At 33.9% G+C, this 19,997-nt stretch carries 17 protein-coding genes; 15 read left to right on the top strand and 2 right to left on the bottom strand.

Translation table 11 applies throughout. The features are described from left to right. Position 1 precedes the first annotated feature (1 nt). From KNP67_RS05805 to KNP67_RS05875, 15 genes are all read left to right on the top strand, one after another. A complete protein-coding gene (locus KNP67_RS05805) occupies positions 2–769 on the top strand; it encodes a tyrosine-protein phosphatase (protein ID WP_214756186.1) in 768 nt (255 codons plus the stop codon). A 221-nt stretch (positions 770–990) separates the two neighbouring features. Continuing rightward, positions 991–1,890, top strand: coding sequence for a UTP--glucose-1-phosphate uridylyltransferase GalU (galU, locus tag KNP67_RS05810; RefSeq protein WP_214756187.1), 900 nt, complete (start codon positions 991–993; stop codon positions 1,888–1,890). A 15-nt stretch (positions 1,891–1,905) separates the two neighbouring features. After that, on the top strand, positions 1,906–3,798 hold the full coding sequence (locus KNP67_RS05815) for a polysaccharide biosynthesis protein (RefSeq protein WP_251130795.1): 1,893 nt from the start codon (positions 1,906–1,908) through the stop codon (positions 3,796–3,798). A gap of 196 nt (positions 3,799–3,994) precedes the next feature. Then, positions 3,995–4,630, top strand: a complete 636-nt coding sequence (locus KNP67_RS05820) for a sugar transferase (RefSeq protein WP_214756188.1) — start codon at positions 3,995–3,997, stop codon at positions 4,628–4,630. A 42-nt stretch (positions 4,631–4,672) separates the two neighbouring features. Beyond that, positions 4,673–5,863: a glycosyltransferase family 4 protein gene (locus KNP67_RS05825; RefSeq protein WP_214756189.1), complete on the top strand. Its 1,191-nt coding sequence runs from the start codon at positions 4,673–4,675 to the stop codon at positions 5,861–5,863. Next, on the top strand, positions 5,864–6,883 hold the full coding sequence (locus KNP67_RS05830) for a nucleoside-diphosphate sugar epimerase/dehydratase (protein ID WP_214756190.1): 1,020 nt from the start codon (positions 5,864–5,866) through the stop codon (positions 6,881–6,883). After that, positions 6,880–7,992 carry a capsular polysaccharide biosynthesis protein CapF gene (locus KNP67_RS05835; protein WP_214756191.1) on the top strand — a complete coding sequence of 371 codons (1,113 nt, stop codon included), beginning with the start codon at positions 6,880–6,882 and terminating at the stop codon, positions 7,990–7,992. The genes KNP67_RS05830 and KNP67_RS05835 overlap by 4 nt, the downstream gene beginning before the upstream one ends. 4 nt (positions 7,993–7,996) lie before the next feature. Continuing rightward, positions 7,997–9,127, top strand: coding sequence for a non-hydrolyzing UDP-N-acetylglucosamine 2-epimerase (gene wecB, locus KNP67_RS05840; protein ID WP_214756192.1), 1,131 nt, complete (start codon positions 7,997–7,999; stop codon positions 9,125–9,127). Further along, positions 9,124–10,341, top strand: coding sequence for a glycosyltransferase (locus tag KNP67_RS05845; protein WP_214756193.1), 1,218 nt, complete (start codon positions 9,124–9,126; stop codon positions 10,339–10,341). The genes wecB and KNP67_RS05845 overlap by 4 nt, the downstream gene beginning before the upstream one ends. Positions 10,342–10,362: 21 nt before the next feature. Continuing rightward, positions 10,363–11,577, top strand: a complete 1,215-nt coding sequence (locus tag KNP67_RS05850) for a glycosyltransferase family 4 protein (RefSeq protein WP_214756194.1) — start codon at positions 10,363–10,365, stop codon at positions 11,575–11,577. A 32-nt stretch (positions 11,578–11,609) separates the two neighbouring features. Next, positions 11,610–12,791, top strand: a complete 1,182-nt coding sequence (locus KNP67_RS05855; protein WP_214756196.1) for a hypothetical protein — start codon at positions 11,610–11,612, stop codon at positions 12,789–12,791. Between the two features lie 3 nt (positions 12,792–12,794). Beyond that, positions 12,795–13,697 carry a beta-1,6-N-acetylglucosaminyltransferase gene (locus KNP67_RS05860; protein WP_251130820.1) on the top strand — a complete coding sequence of 301 codons (903 nt, stop codon included), beginning with the start codon at positions 12,795–12,797 and terminating at the stop codon, positions 13,695–13,697. 56 nt (positions 13,698–13,753) lie between these two features. Beyond that, on the top strand, positions 13,754–14,962 hold the full coding sequence (locus tag KNP67_RS05865; RefSeq protein ID WP_214756199.1) for a glycosyltransferase family 4 protein: 1,209 nt from the start codon (positions 13,754–13,756) through the stop codon (positions 14,960–14,962). A gap of 85 nt (positions 14,963–15,047) precedes the next feature. After that, positions 15,048–16,571 (top strand): murein biosynthesis integral membrane protein MurJ, encoded by a 1,524-nt coding sequence (murJ, locus tag KNP67_RS05870; RefSeq protein ID WP_214756200.1) that lies wholly within the window; start codon positions 15,048–15,050, stop codon positions 16,569–16,571. 752 nt (positions 16,572–17,323) lie between these two features. Then, a complete protein-coding gene (locus KNP67_RS05875) occupies positions 17,324–18,490 on the top strand; it encodes a nucleotide sugar dehydrogenase (RefSeq protein ID WP_214756201.1) in 1,167 nt (388 codons plus the stop codon). A gap of 94 nt (positions 18,491–18,584) precedes the next feature. Here KNP67_RS05875 and KNP67_RS05880 read toward each other — a convergent pair whose 3' ends face one another. Both KNP67_RS05880 and KNP67_RS05885 read right to left on the bottom strand, forming a co-directional pair. Further along, the gene (locus KNP67_RS05880) at positions 18,585–19,454 is read right to left on the bottom strand and encodes a tyrosine-type recombinase/integrase (RefSeq protein WP_214756202.1); all 870 of its coding nucleotides are present in this window, start codon (positions 19,452–19,454) and stop codon (positions 18,585–18,587) included. A gap of 5 nt (positions 19,455–19,459) precedes the next feature. Then, entirely contained in the window at positions 19,460–19,912 is a 453-nt protein-coding gene (locus KNP67_RS05885) for a sigma factor (RefSeq protein WP_214756203.1), read from the bottom strand. Positions 19,913–19,997: the final 85 nt, after the last annotated feature.

Below are 19,997 nucleotides of genomic sequence, written 5' to 3' on the forward strand. Positions count from 1 at the left end.
CATGATTGATATCCATTGTCACTTATTGCCGGCCGTCGATGATGGTCCGGAAACAGTCGAACAAGCGGTCGAGATGGCGAAGCGCGCGGTAAGTGAAGGGGTGACTGCAATCGTAGTCACCCCCCACGCGTTTCATCCGCAGTTTGATACAAGCCAGCTCGATGTATCGAGTGCTGTCACGAAGTTACAGGATGTTCTACGTCAAGAAGGAATTAAATTAGACTTATATGCTGGACAAGAGATTCGCATCTTTGGAGACCTTGTGGAGTCATTAGAGAAAGGTAAAGCGTTATCTCTTGCTGGGTCACGTTATGTTCTCGTGGAGTTTCCGAGTGACTCTGTCCCTGCTTATGCTGAACAATTATTCTTCGGACTTCAGACGGAAGGATACATGCCAGTTATCGCCCACCCTGAACGCAATAAAGAATTTGCTATCAATCCAAAGCGATTAATGGACTTCGTCTCGTCTGGTGCGCTTTCGCAGATTACGACCAGTAGTTTGACAGGAGAGTTCGGTCAGAACGTGAAGGAACTCGCCTTCGCTTTCCTCCGTAATGGATTGAGTCATTTAATCGCATCAGATGCCCATAGCACAGGCCGTCGAACATTTTATTGGACGGAAGTCGAAAAGGTTGTTCGAGAAGAACTTGGACATGACAAGTGGGAGAATTATGTAGCCAATGCGGAATCTATCATGAAAGACGACTTTGTATTCATTGATCCACCTACGCTACCGACTAAAAATTGGCGAGGAAGATGGAAAAAATAATTAGCATATTATTAAAGACTAATTATTGACAATTCAACTTAAAATATGATTCTTTTGTCGACAACTGTCGAACGATTTTAGGTTTATTTTACTCCTCGTATGTTTTTATATTAGGTCGAAAGTGATACCCTTAATTTATAATTTTGAAAGGATGTAAGTTACATCCTTTTTTCTATGAATCAGACATATAATATATATTTATCCATAGAGGAGTGTAGTAGATGACAACAAAACGAGTAAAGAAAGCCGTAATTCCGGCTGCCGGTTTAGGTACACGTTTTTTACCAGCCACAAAAGCAATGCCAAAAGAAATGTTGCCAATTGTCGACAAACCGACGATACAATACATTATCGAAGAAGCGGTTGAATCAGGTATAGAAGATATCTTGATTGTTACGGGTAAAGGCAAACGAGCGATTGAAGATCACTTTGATTCTGTACCAGAGCTTGAACAACAATTGATTGAGAAGGGGAAATCAGAGTTTTTAAAGCTTGTAGAAGAGACGACGAATATTAATATTCATTTTATCCGTCAGTCAAAACCAATGGGTCTCGGTCATGCTGTACTTCAAGCTAAGGCATTCGTAGGGGACGAACCATTTATTGTTATGCTTGGTGACGATATTGTTCAAGCAGAGACACCATGTACGAAGCAGTTGATTGAACAATACAACAAAACAGAAAGTTCAATCATTGGAGTGCAGCCGGTTTCGAGAGATGTAACACACCGTTATGGAATCGTAGATCCTCAAGCATCGCTTGAAGGTGGACTGCATAAAGTTGAGTCCTTCGTTGAAAAACCAGCTTCAGGAACAGAACCATCAAATTTAGCAATTCTAGGTCGTTACTTGTTCACACCCCAAATTTTTAAGTTTTTAGAGACTCAAGTGCCTGGTGCGGGTGGTGAAATACAATTGACAGATGCAATCACGCGCTTGAACGAAGTTCAACGTGTCTTTGCGTATGAGTTTTCGGGTAAGCGCTATGATGTTGGAGAGAAACTTGGCTTTATCCAAACTACATTAGAATTCGCATTGGCTAGAGAAGACTTGCATGATGACGTATTAAAGATGATTACACAATTAGTAGAAGAATATACTTCTATGGGCGCAATCAATTAAAGGGAGGGAAAGTAATTGTCGATTCCTGAACTAGGTCGAAAATCATTTCGGACAGGCGTTTTGGTGATTCTTGACATTATTGCGATTTTATCTTCAATGTTTGTAACATATTTCTTTTTATACCCAATTGAATTTGTTGGAAATGTAAATCGTAATCATTTTGTAGAGTCTGCTTTACTCTACAGTGCATTATTCATTGTAATGGCAGGGATAAGTCGCCTTTATCGAGTCGCATGGCGTTTTGCAAGTATGTCAGAAGCCATCCGTCTTGCAGTGACTCTTATGATGAGTACAGTGACTTTATATGTCATCCAGTTTGTTATTTACGGAGAAGCAATGGAAAGAATGTTATTCCTTAGTTTTTGTTTATCGCTTTTATTGTTAGGAGGTATCCGCCTAGGATCAAGAATTTATGTGACGTGGAAACAGGATCGCCGCTTAGTCCTAGGCGGAAGAAACATGAAGCGTCGTAAATCTGAAAAGCGAACTTTGATTGTTGGTGCCGGTCAGGCTGGTCGAATGCTTGTCCGTCAAATTAACCAATCAGAGAATCATCGGATGAATCCAGTCGGGTTTATTGATGATAATATTCACCTTCAAAATCTGACTGTTAACGGTGTTAGAGTGTTGGGAACCCTCGAACAATTAGAAAATGTTGTTGAGAATCATGCGATTGATAAAATTGTGTTCGCTATTCCTTCAATGAATTATCAAGAACGTCTTACACTTATAAAACGAGCGAAAGCTATTTGTACAAATGTCCATACGCTACCGATGATTGAGGAAGTTGCAGCTGGAAAAGTAGCTGTTAATCAAATGCGTCAAGTGTCAATTGACGACCTATTAGGGCGTGAGCCTGTGGAGCTCGATATCTCTGGAATTCAATCAGAAGTTGAAGGCAAGACGGTTCTTGTTACAGGAGCAGGAGGATCTATCGGATCAGAAATTTGTCGTCAAATATTAAAATTTAACCCAGATAGATTACTGTTGCTAGGGCATGGTGAGAATAGTATCTACTTAATTGAGCGTGAGTTACGTGAGTTAAACTTAAGTGTAGAACTCATTCCAGTTATTGCCGATGTACAAGATATTAAAAGGTTACGGGATGTCTTTAAGACGCATTTGCCTCATCTAGTTTTTCATGCAGCAGCACACAAACATGTTCCATTAATGGAAGCGAATCCGCACGAAGCTGTAAAGAACAATATTTACGGTACAAAAAATGTTGCTGAAATGGCTGATGAGTATGGTGCGGCACGATTTGTCATGATTTCTACGGATAAAGCAGTTAATCCTACAAATGTTATGGGATCGACAAAACGAGTAGCTGAGATGATTGTCCAAAACCTAGCAAAAAAAAGCCGAACAAAATATGCTGTCGTCCGTTTTGGAAACGTACTAGGAAGTCGCGGGTCGGTCATTCCACTATTTAAAATGCAGATTGAAAAAGGAGGTCCGGTGACGGTGACTCATCCTGATATGACAAGATATTTCATGACGATTCCTGAAGCTAGTCGTCTCGTTATCCAAGCGGGGACACTTGCTGAAGGTGGGGAAATTTTTGTTCTCGATATGGGGGATCCAGTGAAAATTGTTGACCTCGCTCGAAATATGATTAGATTAAGTGGATTTACTGAGGATCAAATATCAATTGCTTTTAGTGGGATTCGTCCTGGTGAAAAGATGTTCGAAGAACTCCTGAAAGAAGGCGAAGTACATTCAGAAGCTGTTTACCCTAAAATTTTTACTGGTATTGTGACTGAGGAAAAACAATTGGATGAAAAATTAAATCGAATGGAAAAAATTAAAACTACCGAGGCTTTGAGTCTATATCTTGTAAATTGGGCAAATGATTGTCTAACCCTAGAAGATTATAAGCAAAATAAAAATATGAAGAGCACTGTATAAGTCTAAAATCAAAAAATAGTTAACTGATTTTTAAAAATACATTTTAAAAAATTAAAACCCACTCTCGCTATTCCCTTAAAACGGTAATAGCATTTTTATCTTATCTTTACTTTTTTTAATTAATTAAATTACAAATTTAATTAAAAATGAAGAATAATTATTTTAGCAAAATCAATAAAGTGAGGAGCTCCATTCCATGTATTTTAAGTTCAAAAGATTTTTAGATTGTATTTTTTCATTTATAGGATTAATTATTCTTTCACCCGTTTTTATAATTATAGTAATACTAATAAAACTTGAATCTAGAGGCCCAGTATTATTTAAGCAAAAACGAATTGGTATAAATAAAGAAGAGTTTGATATTTTAAAATTTAGAACAATGAAAATCACTACGCCTCGAGACACTCCAACTCATCAACTAAATAATCCAGGTCAATATATCACTAAAGTAGGGAACTTTTTGCGCAAAACATCTCTTGATGAGCTTCCGCAAATTTGGAATATTTTAGTAGGTGAGATGAGTTTTGTAGGACCTAGACCAGCTTTATGGAATCAATACGATTTAATAGAAGAGCGAGATAAGTATGGGGTTAATAATATTTTACCGGGATTAACTGGATGGGCTCAAGTTAATGGAAGAGATGAGTTACCAATATACTTAAAAGTAAGGCTAGACGCAGAATACGTAGAAAAAGCTAATGCGAAGATGGATATTCAGTGCTTATTACGGACTGTTGTTAGTGTTATCAAAAGTGAAGGAATTGTTGAGGGTTCTATAGTAACCAAAAATGAAATTGCAAGCACAAAAGAAAATAAACATAATGAAATTTAATATGAAAAGTATAATTATTTTTTAGAAAATAGGGGTTTTTATATGAAAATATTAGTTGTTTGTCAATATTATTACCCTGAACCATTTAGAATATCAGATATATGTGAAGCGCTCGTATCTAAAGGGCATAAGGTTACAGTACTGACAGGGCTTCCTAACTACCCAGAAGGAAAAGTCCTCAATGACTATCGTTTTGGCCGAAATAGAAAGGAAATAATTAGAGGGGTAAATGTAATTAGATCTTTTGAAATAGGACGTGGAAAACACAAAATAAATTTATTTCTAAATTATTTAAGTTTTTCAATATCTGCTTCATTAAAAGCCTTACTAATGAAAGATGAATTTGATGTCGTATTTGTCAATCAATTATCACCAGTAACTATGGCGATACCGGCTCTAGTTTATAAAAAAAGATATAAAAAGAAAATACTTTTGTATTGTCTTGATTTGTGGCCCGCCAGTTTGGTTGCAGGAGGCGTAAAAGAAGGTTCTACAATTTATGCTATTTTCAAAAAAATCTCTAAATGGATTTATGAATCATCAGATTATATTACAGTAACTTCTAATATGTTTAAAGATTACTTTGAGCATACATTGAATATTAGAACAAAACATATACATCATTTACCTCAATACGCTGAGGAACTATTTTCTCAGAAGCTTAAACACGAGAATAACGGTAACAATAATTTTGTTTTTGCAGGTAATATTGGTGAAATACAAAGCGTTGAAACTATTATTAAAGCTGCAAACCACTTAAAAAACAGAAAAGATATATTTTTTCATATAGTAGGTGATGGTTCGAGGCTTGAAGAGTGTAAAAGAATAACTTCTGATTTAAAGCTAAATAATATTAAATTCTATGGTAGACGTCCTGTAAGTGAAATGCCAAAACTGTATGCATTAGCTGATGCAATGTTGTTAACACTTAAGGATAATCAAAATTTATCATACACGTTACCAGGAAAAGTTCAGTCTTATATGGCCGCTGGTAAACCCATTTTATGTGCCATTAATGGCGAAGCCAAAAAAGTGATTACTGATGCAGAGTGTGGGCTAGTGTGTCAGGCTGAAGATTATAAATCATTGGCTGATTTAATTGCTGATTTTTGTGATAAAGCCGATCGAGAACAATTAGCAATAAATTCATATCGATATTATACTGATAACTACAGCAAAGATCAGTTTATAAAAAGATTAGAAGATATATTACTTAATTTGGGGGATAAATAAATGTTTAAAAATAAGACGCTATTAATAACAGGTGGTACAGGCTCATTTGGTAATGCAGTTATGAAAAGGTTTTTGGACACAGATATAAAAGAAATCAGGATATTTTCTCGTGATGAGAAAAAGCAAGATGACATGAGGAAAATATATAAAAATGACAAACTAAAATTTTACATTGGGGATGTAAGAGATAGAGATAGTTTAAAAAACGCAATGTATGGTGTAGATTATATTTTCCATGCTGCTGCTTTAAAGCAAGTTCCTTCTTGTGAGTTTTTCCCTTTGGAAGCAGTAAAAACAAACGTTATTGGCACAGAAAATGTCCTAAATGTAGCTATTGAGAATAATGTGAAAAAAGTTATATGTCTATCTACAGATAAAGCTGCTTATCCAATAAATGCGATGGGAATTTCTAAAGCGATGATGGAAAAAGTTTTTGTTGCTAAAGCCAAGGCAGTAGACTCAGAAAAAACACTAATATGTGGAACGCGCTATGGGAATGTAATGGCATCTCGTGGATCTGTTATTCCATTATTTATAGATCAAATAAAGAGTGGGCAGCCTCTAACAGTTACTGATCCTAATATGACTAGATTTCTTATGAGTTTAGAAGAAGCAGTAGAACTCGTCATATTTGCTTTTGAAAACGCAAATGCAGGTGACATCATGGTTCAAAAATCCCCCGCTTCTACAATTAAAGACCTAGCACAAGCCCTGGTAGAGTTGTTTGAAGTGAAAAATGAAATTAAAATAATTGGGACTCGTCATGGGGAAAAGATCTATGAAACATTGCTGACTAGAGAGGAAAACATAGTTGCGCAAGACTTGGGCGATTTTTATAAAGTTCCAGTAGATAATAGAGATTTAAACTATGAGAAGTATTTTGAAGAAGGAGATCAAGAATTGTCTTCAGAAGATGAATACAATTCTCACAACACTGAGCGGCTGAATGTAGAAGCTATAAAAAGGAAATTACTAACTTTAGATTATGTTAAAGAGCAACTAAAGGACTGGGTTAAATGAAAAAAATATTAATAACAGGTTCAGAAGGTTTTATTGGAAAAAACCTTGTAGCAGAGCTTAAGAATCGCAATTATACAAATATTTATGAGTTTACAAGAGAAACTGATTTAGTAATGCTTAATCAATATTGTAAAGATGCAGATTTTGTTTTCCATCTTGCTGGTGTTAATAGGCCAAAAGAAAATTCCGAATTCTTAAAAGGTAATTATGAACTTACATCTGTTTTATTGGATACTTTAAAAAAACATAAGAATAATTGTCCTGTAATGATTTCTTCTTCAATTCAAGCTACACTAGACAATCCTTATGGTGTGAGTAAAAAAGCAGGAGAAAATTTGTTTTTTGAACATAATATCCATACAGGTGCTAAAGTTTTGGTGTATCGATTCCCTAATGTGTTTGGTAAATGGTGTAAACCAAACTACAATAGCGCTATTGCTACTTTTTGTCATAACATCGCGCGAGATTTCCCAATTAGTATTAACGATCATAATGTCGAAATGAATTTAGTTTATATAGATGACTTGATTGAGGAGCTTATTAGATCAATAGATGGGAAAGAGAATCGAATAGGTGACTTTTGTGAAGTTCCAATGAGTTATACAGTTACATTAGGTGAAATCGTGGAATTACTTTATTCTTTCAAAGATAGTAGAGAGAATCGAATGATACCAGATATGTCTAACGCTTTCTCCAAAAAACTATACAGTACTTATTTGAGTTATTTACCAAACGATAAATTTAGCTACGATTTAAAAATGCATGAAGATGTTAGAGGATCATTTACAGAGTTCATTAAAACTCCAGATCGAGGGCAAGTATCAATTAATATATCAAATCCTGGTATTACAAAAGGGAATCACTGGCATCATACAAAAAACGAAAAATTTTTAGTAGTCAGCGGACAGGGTGTTGTGCGATTTAGAAGATTATATTCTGATGAAGTCATTGAATATTTTGTAAGCGGGGATAAAATGGAAGTTATTGATATACCAGTTGGTTATACTCATAGTATAGAAAATGTAGGTACATCAGAATTAGTTACAGTAATGTGGGCAAATGAATTATTAGATGCTGAAAAACCTGATACATATTATCTGGAGGTTTAATTATATGAAAAAAATTAAGGTTATGACTGTTGTAGGTACGAGACCAGAAATTATTAGACTGTCCTCAGTAATAAATAAGTTAGAAGACTCGCCAGCTATTGATCATGTCCTCGTTCATACTGGACAAAATTATGATTATGAATTAAATGAAGTTTTTTTTAAGGATTTTAATTTAAAAAGACCCGATTATTTTTTGGATGCTGCCATGGGTACTTCAATTGAAACAATCGGAAATATTTTAATAAAAATAGATCCGATTTTGGAAAAGGTAAAACCAGATGCCTTCTTAGTATTAGGTGATACAAATAGTTGTTTATGTGCTATTGCAGCTAAGAGAAAGCAAATTCCTATATTTCATATGGAGGCAGGAAACAGATGTTTTGATCAACGAGTTCCAGAAGAAACTAATAGAAAAATTGTAGATCACACTGCAGACATAAATTTAACGTACAGTGATATTGCCCGAGAATATCTATTAAAAGAAGGTTTTCCTGCAGATAGAATTATTAAAACGGGGAGCCCGATGTTTGAAGTTCTCCATTCAAAAAGAGATGACTTTAGAAATTCAGAAATATTAGAAAGATTAAACTTAAGTAAAGGGAATTATTTTGTGGTTTCAGCCCATAGAGATGAGAACATTAATTCTGAAACTAATTTTGTGGATTTAATTCATAGTATAAATGAAATTGCTGAAAAGTATAAATTACCTGTAATTTTGAGTACTCATCCACGAACAAAAAATATGATTGATTCTAAAAACATCAAATTTAATGCTTTAATTAAAGTTTTAAAACCTTTAGGGTTCAATGATTATATAAAATTACAAATTGAATCTAAGGCTGTTTTAAGTGATAGTGGGACAATTAGTGAAGAGGCATCAATCTTAGGTTTTAAAGCCTTAAATATAAGGCAAGCTCATGAAAGACCGGAGGCAATGGAAGAAGCTGCAGTAATGATGGTAGGTTTGAAGAAAGATAGAATTCTCCAAGGATTACAGATTTTAGAATCTCAAAATGAAAGTACAATTAAAAAAGTTAGTGATTACTCTATGCCTAACGTTTCTGACAAAATGTTAAGAATCATATTGTCTTATACAGACTATGTTAAACGAGTAGTGTGGAGTGACTATCAATGAAAGTATTACAGATTAACTCAGTTTGTGGAACAGGGAGTACAGGGAGAATAGCAACGGACATTCATGAGACTTTAAATGTAAAAGGTCATGAAAGTTATATAGCTTTTGGAAGAGGCGAAGCTAAAAAAAGCGATTTTACAGTCAAAATTGGAGATAAATCGAATAACTTAAGACATTTAATAAAAACAAGAGTGTTCGATTTACATGGTTTTGGATCGGAGAGAGCTACCAATAATTTTATTCAAAAAGTGAAAAAGATTGATCCAGACGTTATACATTTACATAACATCCATGGGTACTATTTAAATGTAGAGTCCCTATTTAATTTCCTTAAAGAAATAGATAAGCCTGTTATCTGGACATTACATGATTGTTGGGCTTTTACTGGACATTGTGCTTATTTTGATTTTGCAAATTGTGATAAATGGAAAACTGAATGTTCACAGTGTCCTGAAACAAAATCTTATCCTGCAAGTTTGTTTTTTGACAATTCAACATTAAATTTCCATAAAAAAAATCAAATCTTTAACGGTGTGAAGAATCTTACTATAGTAACACCTTCTATTTGGTTAGCTGATTTATTAAAAGAGTCTTTTTTGCGAAACTATCCAGTAAAAGTGATTAATAATGGAATAGATTTAATTACTTTTATGCCGAGAAAAAGTGAATTTATAGAAGAGCACAATTTAAAAGATAAATTTATTTTATTAGGCGTAGCCAGCACTTGGGATAGAAGAAAAGGTTACAAATATTTTTTAGAAATGTCCAAGCATCTAAATGAGGATGAAGTAATAATTTTAGTTGGACTTACGAATGAGCAAATTAAAAAATTACCTAAAAATATTATTGGGATTAACAAAACTAATGATGCTAAAGAACTAAGTGAGATTTATTCAATTGCTAATGTTTTTGTAAATCCAACTCTTGAAGATAATTTTCCAACAACTAACTTAGAGGCTTTGGCATGCGGTACTCCTGTTGTAACTTTTGACACTGGAGGCAGTATTGAGAGTGTTGATGATTCTACGGGTCGCGTTGTGAGAAAAGGGGACATTCATGAATTAATTAGAACGCTGAATAAGATAAAGAATAAAGAAATTGAATTTGACAGTGACTCTTGTAGACGAAGGGCAGAACTTCTTTACAACAAGGATAAGCGCTATTTAGATTATATTAATTTGTATTTTAACAGATTATCGCATGATATTTCTTAATATTTAGGAGAAATGAAAATAATGAGAGTACTTCATATACAGCAATATTTTAATGAAGGTATGGGATATCAAGAAAATATATTACCTTATTATCAGCAAAAGCTAGGTCATGATGTAGTTTTAGTGACATCAAATAGATCTAATGGATTTGCAGGACAAAGCCGCATACAAGAAGAAAAGGAGTTTATAGAAAACGAATTCAAAGTTAATAGAATTGGAATAAAAGGTGAATTTAAAGGTAGGTTTGTAATTTTTAATGACTTATACAGTTATATTGAGAAAGAGAAACCAGACTACATTTTTCATCATTCTGTGACCTCTCCGTCCTTATGGACTATAGTGAAATATAAAAAAAATAATCCACATGTTTTTATTGCAACAGACAATCACGCGGATTTGAATATATCAGGTAAAAATAAAATTTGGAAGAAAGTTTACTACAATATTTATTGGAACAATTTTTTAAAGATATGTGATCCCTTTATCGATGTATATTTTGGAGTGACTCCTTCTAGGTGTTTATTTTTGAATGAAGAGTTAGGAATTGATAACAGTAAAATCCGTTTACTTCCTATAGGGGCAGATGTTGATAATTCAAAGGTTAACATATCAAAAGAAAGTTTTCTTTTAAAATATAAAATTGGAGATGGTAATTTAATTATAACCCATGGTGGTAAAATTACACCAGAGAAGCAAGTAGATAGACTTATTATTGCATTTAAACAACTTACTAATCCTGATGTTCGACTGGTACTTTTTGGCGATATTCTTGATGTGAAAGTTGAAGAATTAATCAAAAGTGATAATAGAATTATTTATCTTGGTTGGTTAGATAGGACGGATACTTTATCAGTTTTAAAATATAGTGATATTGGAATTTGGAACACTCAACATACAACTCTGCTAGAAGATTGTATTGCAGTGGAATTGCCTTTAATCCTTAGATATTACGGAAGTACTTGCCATTTAATAGATAGAACAGGTATTTTCTTGTATGAGGGTTCGGTTCGAGAAATATATGATAAATTATTATTCCTCATAAATAATAGAAATATATTGAAAGAGTTTAAAAAGAATGCAGTATATCTTAAAGAAGAACTCTCTTACGATATGATTGCTAAAGAAAGTATAGCGTATAGTCAAGATTTAAAATTTAAGCATACCCACAGAAAATTTATGACAGATAAATTTTCTGACAAATTATATAAGTATTTTAGAGTTTTTAATCGGGATTAACATTTAGTATATAAAAACGGGAAAGGTTTAAAATGAAAATAAAAGACATTAACAAAATTGAACTTTTATATAAAAGAACATTAGCTTTTCTTATTGCAATTACTGTGGTTCAACAAATGCCAATCATAAATGAGAGTTTTTACTTTGAGATCCGAGTGGTTTTGTATATTGTTTTTGCTTTATTGTGTATCATCCCTTTATTAAATTTAAGCAAGAGTTTCAAATATAAAACGGTTAGAATATTTTTATTTGTTATTCTCTACAATGTTATTCTGTTCTTAGTTTTTGGTTCTTTTGGATTCTCTGTGAATATAATGGAATTATTGATTCCGTTTGGTATTTTGATCTGTTCATTAAATACAAATTTTACACAGATTGAGCTAAGTAAAATAATTAGAATGTATGTAATTCTAGCAGCTATATTAGGGTTTAGTTCAGTACTTTATTATAGTGGAGGTTTTGAAATTTCTGAAATTTATTCTATTCCGAGTAAAAATCAAATTGGTCCTATAATTGGAATCTCAATAATAATAGTAGGTGTATGGATATTTGATAAAAAGAAATTTAATTTATATTCTCCTTTGTTCCTTAAAATCACTATGCTATTGATGCTAATTTCTTCATTGCTAGTAATTAGAAACAGAGCAAGCATAGTTGCTATTTTAATAGTATTTTTTATGTATTTTATATTTGATTTGAAAATCAAAAAAACGTATAAAAACCTATTTATAATACAAATTTTGTCAATATCAATCCTTGTCATGTATTTCTTGGGCCACCTTGACTATTTTATAGATGTTATATGGAAGTCTTTAACTCTAAATTATGATGTTACAGACCTTAATTCATTAAGTGCCCAAAGGACAGATGTATACTTTTATGCTCTTGATTTTGCTTTACAGAATCCCATATTAGGAAAATTGGCTGGAATTGAATTTGGTTATTACACACCGCATAATTTTATACTGTTTAAATGGGTTTCTTACGGGATTATAGGATCAATTCCTTTTGTTATTTTATATTTATATTTATGGTATTTTGTTGTAGACGGTATTTTAAAAATTAAAAGAATAAAGACTAACTCTCTAGCTATTTGGATTTTACTTTTTTCTTTAATTGTAAGTATCTTTGAATTCACCTATCCATTTGGTCCGGGTGTAAGTCAAATTATGCTGTGGTTTTTAATAGGACAGTATATTAGAAGGGAATCTTAAGTGATGCGAGTATCTTTCTTAATTTTATGCCATACAGACGAAAATCATATTGCGAGACTAGCAAAAAAATTGTCAGAACACGAAAATTTTGATATTTATATTCATCTCGACGCTAAAGTAGATATTGAAAAATTTAGGTGTCAACTACTTAATCATAAATCTGTTTATTTTGTAGATGAGCGATACGACGTAAGTTGGGGAGGATTCTCAGCTATTAAAGCCACTATGTCATTAATTAAAGAGGCGATTAAAAATGAAAATTACGATAGATATGTTTTATTGCAAGGATTAGATTATCCTCTAAAAAGTAATGATTATATTTATGATTTTTTTAAAAAGAATAGTGACGTTGAATTTATTAGAGGATGCAATGTTACTAACTCAAAAGATAGGTATTTCTATAGCAGAGCAAAATATTATTTATATTACGACCAAATTAATACTTTCAAAAAAATATTTAACAAAGCCTCGTTTTGGTTAGATTTAAAAATGAAAAGTGGTTATTTGTATGATCAAAAGAAATATGAAGTTTATTGGGGTAGTGCTCAATGGGCTTTGACGGGAAATTGTATAAATTATATTTTTGATGTTTATAGTAATCAAGAAAAGTTTAACAATTACTTTAAATCCATGTTCCCTGTTGATGAATTATATTTTCAGACAATTGTATTTAACTCTGAATATTTTAGTAAAACGAGTATGGAAGGACCAGAGGAAGAGAAAAAAGGATTAGTTAATTGGAGAAACTTGCATTATTTTGAATACCCTGATGATATAAAGGTATTTACACTCAACGATTATAATTTTCTGAAAGATAGAACAGAATTGTTTTGTAGAAAAGTGAACACAAAATATTCTTTAGACTTGTTAAACTTAATAGATAAAGAGCATATTAATAAATGTTAAAAAACTTTTATGATTTTAATGTAATGCATCATTTTATAATGGAGGGTAGGTATAATATGAAGATAGGTATTATCACGCCAGGATTTTTACCGGTTCCAGCCGTAAAGGGTGGAGCAATAGAGATGCTGATTACAAATATGATTGAACAAAATGAAAAAAGTGGAATTAATAAAATTGACGTTTATACTATTTCCAGCCCAGAATTAAATAATTGCAATTTTAAACATACTTCAATTATTCAAATACCTGTATCAAGGTTTCATAAAATGGTTAGAAGAATAAAACACCACTATCTTAAAGTTGTAAAAAAAACGCAAGAATATCATATTGTGTTTGGAGATATCCTAATTAAAGATTACTTAAAAGATGATTATGATTATTTATTGATAGAAAATAATATGACGTTATATAAAGATATATTTCAAAAAACTAATTATAAAGATAATTTGATTTTTCATTTGCATAATGATATTGGAAGTAATTCGAAGCCAGAGTATTTAGCAGAATTTATTGGAGATACAGCTTTTCATACTCTAACAGTCAGTGAATATTTAAAAAAACGTTTTAAAGAAACTTCGAAAAGTGATAATGTTTCTACTTTTTATAACTGCGTGAATATTCAAAAGTTTAATCGAAAAGGTCTAAAGAATACTAGTCAATTGAAAAAAAAATATAGTATTAACGATAATGACATTATATTTATGTACTCCGGAAGAATTGTCAAAGAAAAAGGCATTAAAGAACTGATAATAGCTTTTAAAGAAATTCAAAATCATAAAAACGTAAAATTAATGATAGTTGGAACTCCTTGGTCAAGTGTTAAAAAAAGAGATCCATACTTTGAAGAGCTAATAAGTCTATGTGCTCCACTTAATGACAAAGTTTTTTTTACCGGATATATAGATGCAGGTAGAATGCCCGAAATATACGGTTTAGCAGATGTTGTAGTGATACCTTCTTTGTGTGAAGAAGCATTTTGTGTAGTGGCACTAGAAAGCATGGCTATGCAAATTCCGCTAATTACAACAAACTCTGGCGGTTTAATGGAAGTAGTTGATACAAACTGTGCAATTATAGTTGAAAAAGAGAAAAATTTAATTGAAGCTCTAAAAAAATCAATGATTACTTTTGTTAAAAATAAAGAATTAAGAAATGAAATGGGCCTTAATGGGTATAACAGGGTGAATTCTATTAAGGAATTTGATTCTAATTTTTACTACTCTCAATTTTTAAATGCATTATCCTCTTTGGAGAAAAATAACTAAGAATTTTATTTTGATGTTTTTAATAAAATGATTTAATAACTTAATTTTTATAAAAAAATGATTTGAGACTTAAATGGAGTATTATATGAAAAGAACAGCAATATTAATAATGGTACTAACTTTTCTATCTCAAATATTTGGTTTTTTGAGAGATGTTGTCCTTGCTTATTACTATGGAGCTTCAAGTATCACTGATGCGTATTTAATTTCGATGACTATACCCGGAGTATTATTTATTATTGTGGGAGCGGGAATTTCAACAGGATATATACCGATGTACAACAGAGTAATCAGTGAATATGATAGTAAAAGAGCTTTATTATTTACGAATAATTTAATAAATATAACACTAATTATATGCAGTATTATTATCGTCTTTGGATTAGTATTTACTGATCAAATTGTAAAGGTATTCGCTTCTGGATTCAGCGGAAAAACCTTAGCATTAGCGGTAGATTTTACAAAAATCAATTTGTTTAGTTTATATTTTGTGGCACTATTGTATATTGCAAAACCTTATTTACAGCTTCATGGAAGTTATACGGCTCCTGCACTTATTGCCTTACCCCTTAGTGTTGTAACAATGATATCAACTTTTTTGAGCGCGAAAATGGATTCTATTATAATTTTAGCGTTGGGAGGGGTAATTGCAGCGGCATTACAACTTATTTTTTTAATACCTCTTATGTATAAAAAGGGATATAGGTATAGTTTCTTTTTTAATATAAATGAAAAGTATACAAAAAGATTAGCTATTATTACTGTTCCTTTGATAATTGGAATATCTGTAGATCAAATTAATAAATTGATTGATAAAACTTTGGCCTCTCAGATTGTAGAAGGTGGAATTTCAGCACTGAATTATGCACATAAAATAGATGTTTTTATTCAAATGCTTGTTGTAACTTCTATCTCAACTGTACTTTTCCCACAAATATCAAAGCTAGCTGCTGAAAAAAAATATAATTCTTTGAAAATTTATACTTTAAAAGCTGTTAATACAATTGCTCTATTAGTAATCCCCGCAAGTGTTGGGGTTATTTTCTTTTCTCAATCTATTGTAAAATTTATGTTTGGAAGAGGAGAATTTGACAATTCAGCTCTAGAAATAACATCGGATGCATTATTTTATTATTCAATAGGAATGATTGGATTTGGATTAAAGCAAATACTTTCAGAAGTATTTTATGCAATTCAAGATAGTAAAACTCCTATGTATAATGGAATGATAGGAATCCTTATAAATATCATATTAAACTTTATCCTCTCACGATTTATGGGAATAGGCGGGTTAGCCCTAGCTACTAGTATATCTGCATTATTTACTACTACTTTACTAATGTATAGTTTAAGAAAAAAAATGGGCCCTTTTGGGCTGAGATTATTAATTTTTTCTATCATAAAAATTACATTGATTTCAATTTTTGTTGCTTTGATAGCGAAAATTATATTTATCTTTTTGTTAAATATGTTTAGTGAGAACGTGTCATTAATAATTTCCGCAGTAATTGGCGTTATATTATATTTTTCGATGGTGTATATTGGGAAAATAGATGGATTTAACTTGCTTATTAATGGAATAGTGAAAAAAATCAAAAAAAAGCGGTGAAATTTTAAATTCAGTTAAACACATGGCACGCAGACGAATACCTAGCATTTTATATAGAATGAAGTTACCATCCACACATTTAGACGAAGAATCTCTAAGAGTTACATCCATATCACTGCCCCTATCCCGTGAAAATAAAGAGCTATATGGAGCATGGTGTCCATTCGGTCCATCGCGTGACAGTCATCGACCATATCGCAAGACAAAGGACAACTTAACGTTAAGGTTAATCTTGATCAAGCGACGCATATTAAAATTATTAAGAACCTACGTGCTATCCGTTCCCTTGAACAGGTTGTGAGAAGCCTCTTTGAGGGTCCCCTGCCTTGATATATTGAAGGTTGTTTGATGTGCTGATGACCGTCCTACACCAAAAAGGGGAATACCGAAAACCTTTGAAGATAAGTGGTAACTTTGACGTCGAGTTGTCCGTCCCTAAACGAATGAAACAGCTACGCAGACTCGAAATGTTCAGGCGCAAGAGCCGATTCTATCTCACCCTAGCAGTGTAACAGAATCGAGAACGCTAAAGGCTTTCTCCACGAGTTCTTCTCAAAAGGCTCGAACTTTTCGACTGTTGGCTGGTTAGGTCGAGTTCGTTAACGGCACTAGTCCAAATCAGCAATCAACAATGCAAAAGCTTGGATTGAAAGACCGCCCACGAGATTTTTGCGGAGGAACTGTTGCGCTTGAATTGTCCAACCATCGTTACAAAGTTAAAAAATGTTATGAATAGGAGAGGCGTATAAGAAGTGAAAATTACTATTGCTGGAACTGGATATGTAGGATTGTCAAATGCCATTTTGCTATCTCAAAAAAATGAAGTCGTCGCTTACGATATTGATGAACAGAAAGTTAATTTAATTAATAATAAAATATCTCCTGTAGTAGATGAAGAAATTGAGAAATATTTAAAAATTAAAAAATTAAACTTGATGGCTACTACAAATTATCTTGATGCCTTTAAAGACTCAGATTATGTCATAATTTCCACACCAACTAACTATGATCCTGTGAAAAATTATTTTGATACTAGTACCGTTGAGAAAGTTATTAATAATGTTCTTTCAGTTAATCCGGATGCTATCATAATTGTAAAATCTACAGTACCTGTAGGTTTTACAAAAGAAATGAAGATGAAATTCGATACTGAAAACATTATTTTCTCACCAGAGTTTTTGCGTGAAGGACAAGCATTACATGATAATCTTTACCCATCACGTATCGTTGTTGGTGAGCAGTCAGAACGTGCAGAAGTGTTCGCAAATTTATTAAAGGATGCTGCCATCAAGGAAGACATTGATGTATTATTGACGGATTCGACTGAAGCAGAAGCCATCAAGTTGTTCTCGAACACCTATTTAGCGATGCGTGTTGCGTTCTTTAATGAACTTGATACATACGCGGAAGTTCGTGGTCTTGATTCGAAGCAAATTATTGAAGGTGTTGGTCTCGATCCACGCATTGGGTCGCACTATAATAACCCGTCATTTGGTTATGGTGGTTACTGTTTGCCGAAGGACACGAAACAGCTCCTCGCTAACTACGAGGACGTGCCGAACAATATCATTGGAGCAATTGTAGACGCAAACCGCACTCGTAAAGATTTTGTCGCAGAGTCGATTTTAAAGCAAAATCCAAAGCGTGTCGGCGTCTATCGTTTAACGATGAAGACGGATTCGGACAACTTCCGAGCCTCGTCAATTCAAGGGATTATGAAGCGTATCAAGGCAAAAGGTGTCGAGGTCGTCATCTATGAGCCGGTTTTAAAAGAAGAATCGTTCTACAATTCACCTGTTATCAAAGACTTTGAGAAGTTCAAAGAGACAGCTGACGTTATCGTCACTAACCGCCTACATCCAGAACTTGAAGATGTAGCAGATAAAGTGTATACACGCGATTTGTATAGTCGTGACTAAATAATAGCAGCATGAGGTCTTGAACCTCATGCTACTTTTAAAAGCTTAATGGTATAGTCTACTAGATTATAAAGTTAATTAACTTCTTACTTATTCATTCATTCAAACTGTCAATCAGCTTGCGACTTTGTTCTCTGGATACGTGAAGGTAGCGCTCCGTCGTATTGATTGACTTATGCCCGAGGAGATTGGCTACACCGAGGATATTTTGACTCTTATTGTATAGCGTCGTCGCAAAACTATGACGCAGCATATGGCTCGTCAGCTTCACGCCGAACTGTTCTTGCGCGATTGCCTTCAAGTCATGGTTCACAAAGCCGGGTTGGACGACACGTCCGGTCGGCATCAAGAAAATACGATTCGATTTCCCTGTTTTCGGTCGGTGCGTGGCAATATACTTCTTCAGTTCGTCGGTGAGTCGTGGTGTCATCGGGACATGGCGGGTTTTATCCCCTTTTCCTTTTTGAACCGTCAACAACCGCTCTTCAAAATTGACGTGGGCAAGCTCCAAATTTAAAATCTCACTGATTCGTAATCCGGCATCCCCTCCGACGAGATAAATCGTGTAGAGGGTGTAATTGCGGGCGTGATACAGCACCGTGTTCAATTGTTCGCGGGTGATGATCGTCGGCGGTTCACTGACACCCTCCCGTGTGACGATACGACCGAACGGATTATGTTGCATCCACTGCTGATCGATAGCGAACGTGAACAGCCCACGGATGCGCATGATATAGGATTTGACGGTGTTGTCGGCCATCCCGCTAAGTTGTTTCTTATACGGGATCGCATAGTTTGTCTCGTCGATGTCTTGAATGTATACTGCACCGTGCTCGGCTGCATAGCGGGCAAAGCGCAGCAACGAGTTACGCGTGCTTTTTAGCGTCGTCTGGGGGGCTTCTTTACGTTCTCTCATGTCTGTTAAGTACATCTCGATTGCCTCACTCAGTAATACGTGTTTCATGTCGTTCACTCCTTCAAGTTGATTGCCTCTTTCAGTTCGCGTTGGACGTCGGCCTTATAAGCCCGCAAACGACTCGGCGAATAAGACAGTGTCTGTTCGGTCCCATCGATCAAGTGGCAGAGGAGTTCGAAATGGCGGGGTGACAGCAACAACCGCTGCTCGTCTAGCCAGTCGAAGAGATTGCGTTCGGATGCCATGCATTGTTCTGGGATCCGTTCGACGGCGACCTCATGTTTCAAATGGCGGGCGTTCTTTTGTTGGTGGTTCAGGATGGCGCCCCGGATTCGCTGGAAGCAATACGTCTTGGACAGCGTGCAGCCGCGATTCAACGCTTCCCAAAGAGCAATCCTTGCGATTTGGGCGCAGTCTTCCTGTTCGTTCGGGTGAATCGATAGGTGGCGAATGACATAGTGAATCATCGGTTCCCATTCGTGGATTTGATCATCAATTTGATTCATGTGGCAATTCTTTTCCGAGCGCTCTGTTGATTTTCCTAGGTTAATTCGAGTATAGTCATCGATATTCGAGATGGACTAGCGCCCT

This window comes from Exiguobacterium sp. s157, assembly GCF_018618205.1.
In the GTDB taxonomy this organism is placed as follows: Bacteria; Bacillota; Bacilli; order Exiguobacteriales; family Exiguobacteriaceae; genus Exiguobacterium; species Exiguobacterium chiriqhucha.

Coding starts and splice junctions, on each gene's coding strand:
- KNP67_RS05820 (WP_214756188.1), top strand. CDS start 3,995: ATGTATTTTAAGTTCAAAAGATTTTTAGATTGTATTTTTTCATTTATA.
- KNP67_RS05805 (WP_214756186.1), top strand. CDS start 2: ATGATTGATATCCATTGTCACTTATTGCCGGCCGTCGATGATGGTCCG.
- KNP67_RS05835 (WP_214756191.1), top strand. CDS start 6,880: ATGAAAAAAATATTAATAACAGGTTCAGAAGGTTTTATTGGAAAAAAC.
- KNP67_RS05830 (WP_214756190.1), top strand. CDS start 5,864: ATGTTTAAAAATAAGACGCTATTAATAACAGGTGGTACAGGCTCATTT.
- KNP67_RS05850 (WP_214756194.1), top strand. CDS start 10,363: ATGAGAGTACTTCATATACAGCAATATTTTAATGAAGGTATGGGATAT.
- KNP67_RS05865 (WP_214756199.1), top strand. CDS start 13,754: ATGAAGATAGGTATTATCACGCCAGGATTTTTACCGGTTCCAGCCGTA.
- KNP67_RS05855 (WP_214756196.1), top strand. CDS start 11,610: ATGAAAATAAAAGACATTAACAAAATTGAACTTTTATATAAAAGAACA.
- galU (WP_214756187.1), top strand. CDS start 991: ATGACAACAAAACGAGTAAAGAAAGCCGTAATTCCGGCTGCCGGTTTA.
- KNP67_RS05880 (WP_214756202.1), bottom strand. CDS start 19,454: ATGAAACACGTATTACTGAGTGAGGCAATCGAGATGTACTTAACAGAC.
- KNP67_RS05860 (WP_251130820.1), top strand. CDS start 12,795: ATGCGAGTATCTTTCTTAATTTTATGCCATACAGACGAAAATCATATT.
- KNP67_RS05845 (WP_214756193.1), top strand. CDS start 9,124: ATGAAAGTATTACAGATTAACTCAGTTTGTGGAACAGGGAGTACAGGG.
- wecB (WP_214756192.1), top strand. CDS start 7,997: ATGAAAAAAATTAAGGTTATGACTGTTGTAGGTACGAGACCAGAAATT.
- murJ (WP_214756200.1), top strand. CDS start 15,048: ATGAAAAGAACAGCAATATTAATAATGGTACTAACTTTTCTATCTCAA.
- KNP67_RS05885 (WP_214756203.1), bottom strand. CDS start 19,912: ATGAATCAAATTGATGATCAAATCCACGAATGGGAACCGATGATTCAC.
- KNP67_RS05825 (WP_214756189.1), top strand. CDS start 4,673: ATGAAAATATTAGTTGTTTGTCAATATTATTACCCTGAACCATTTAGA.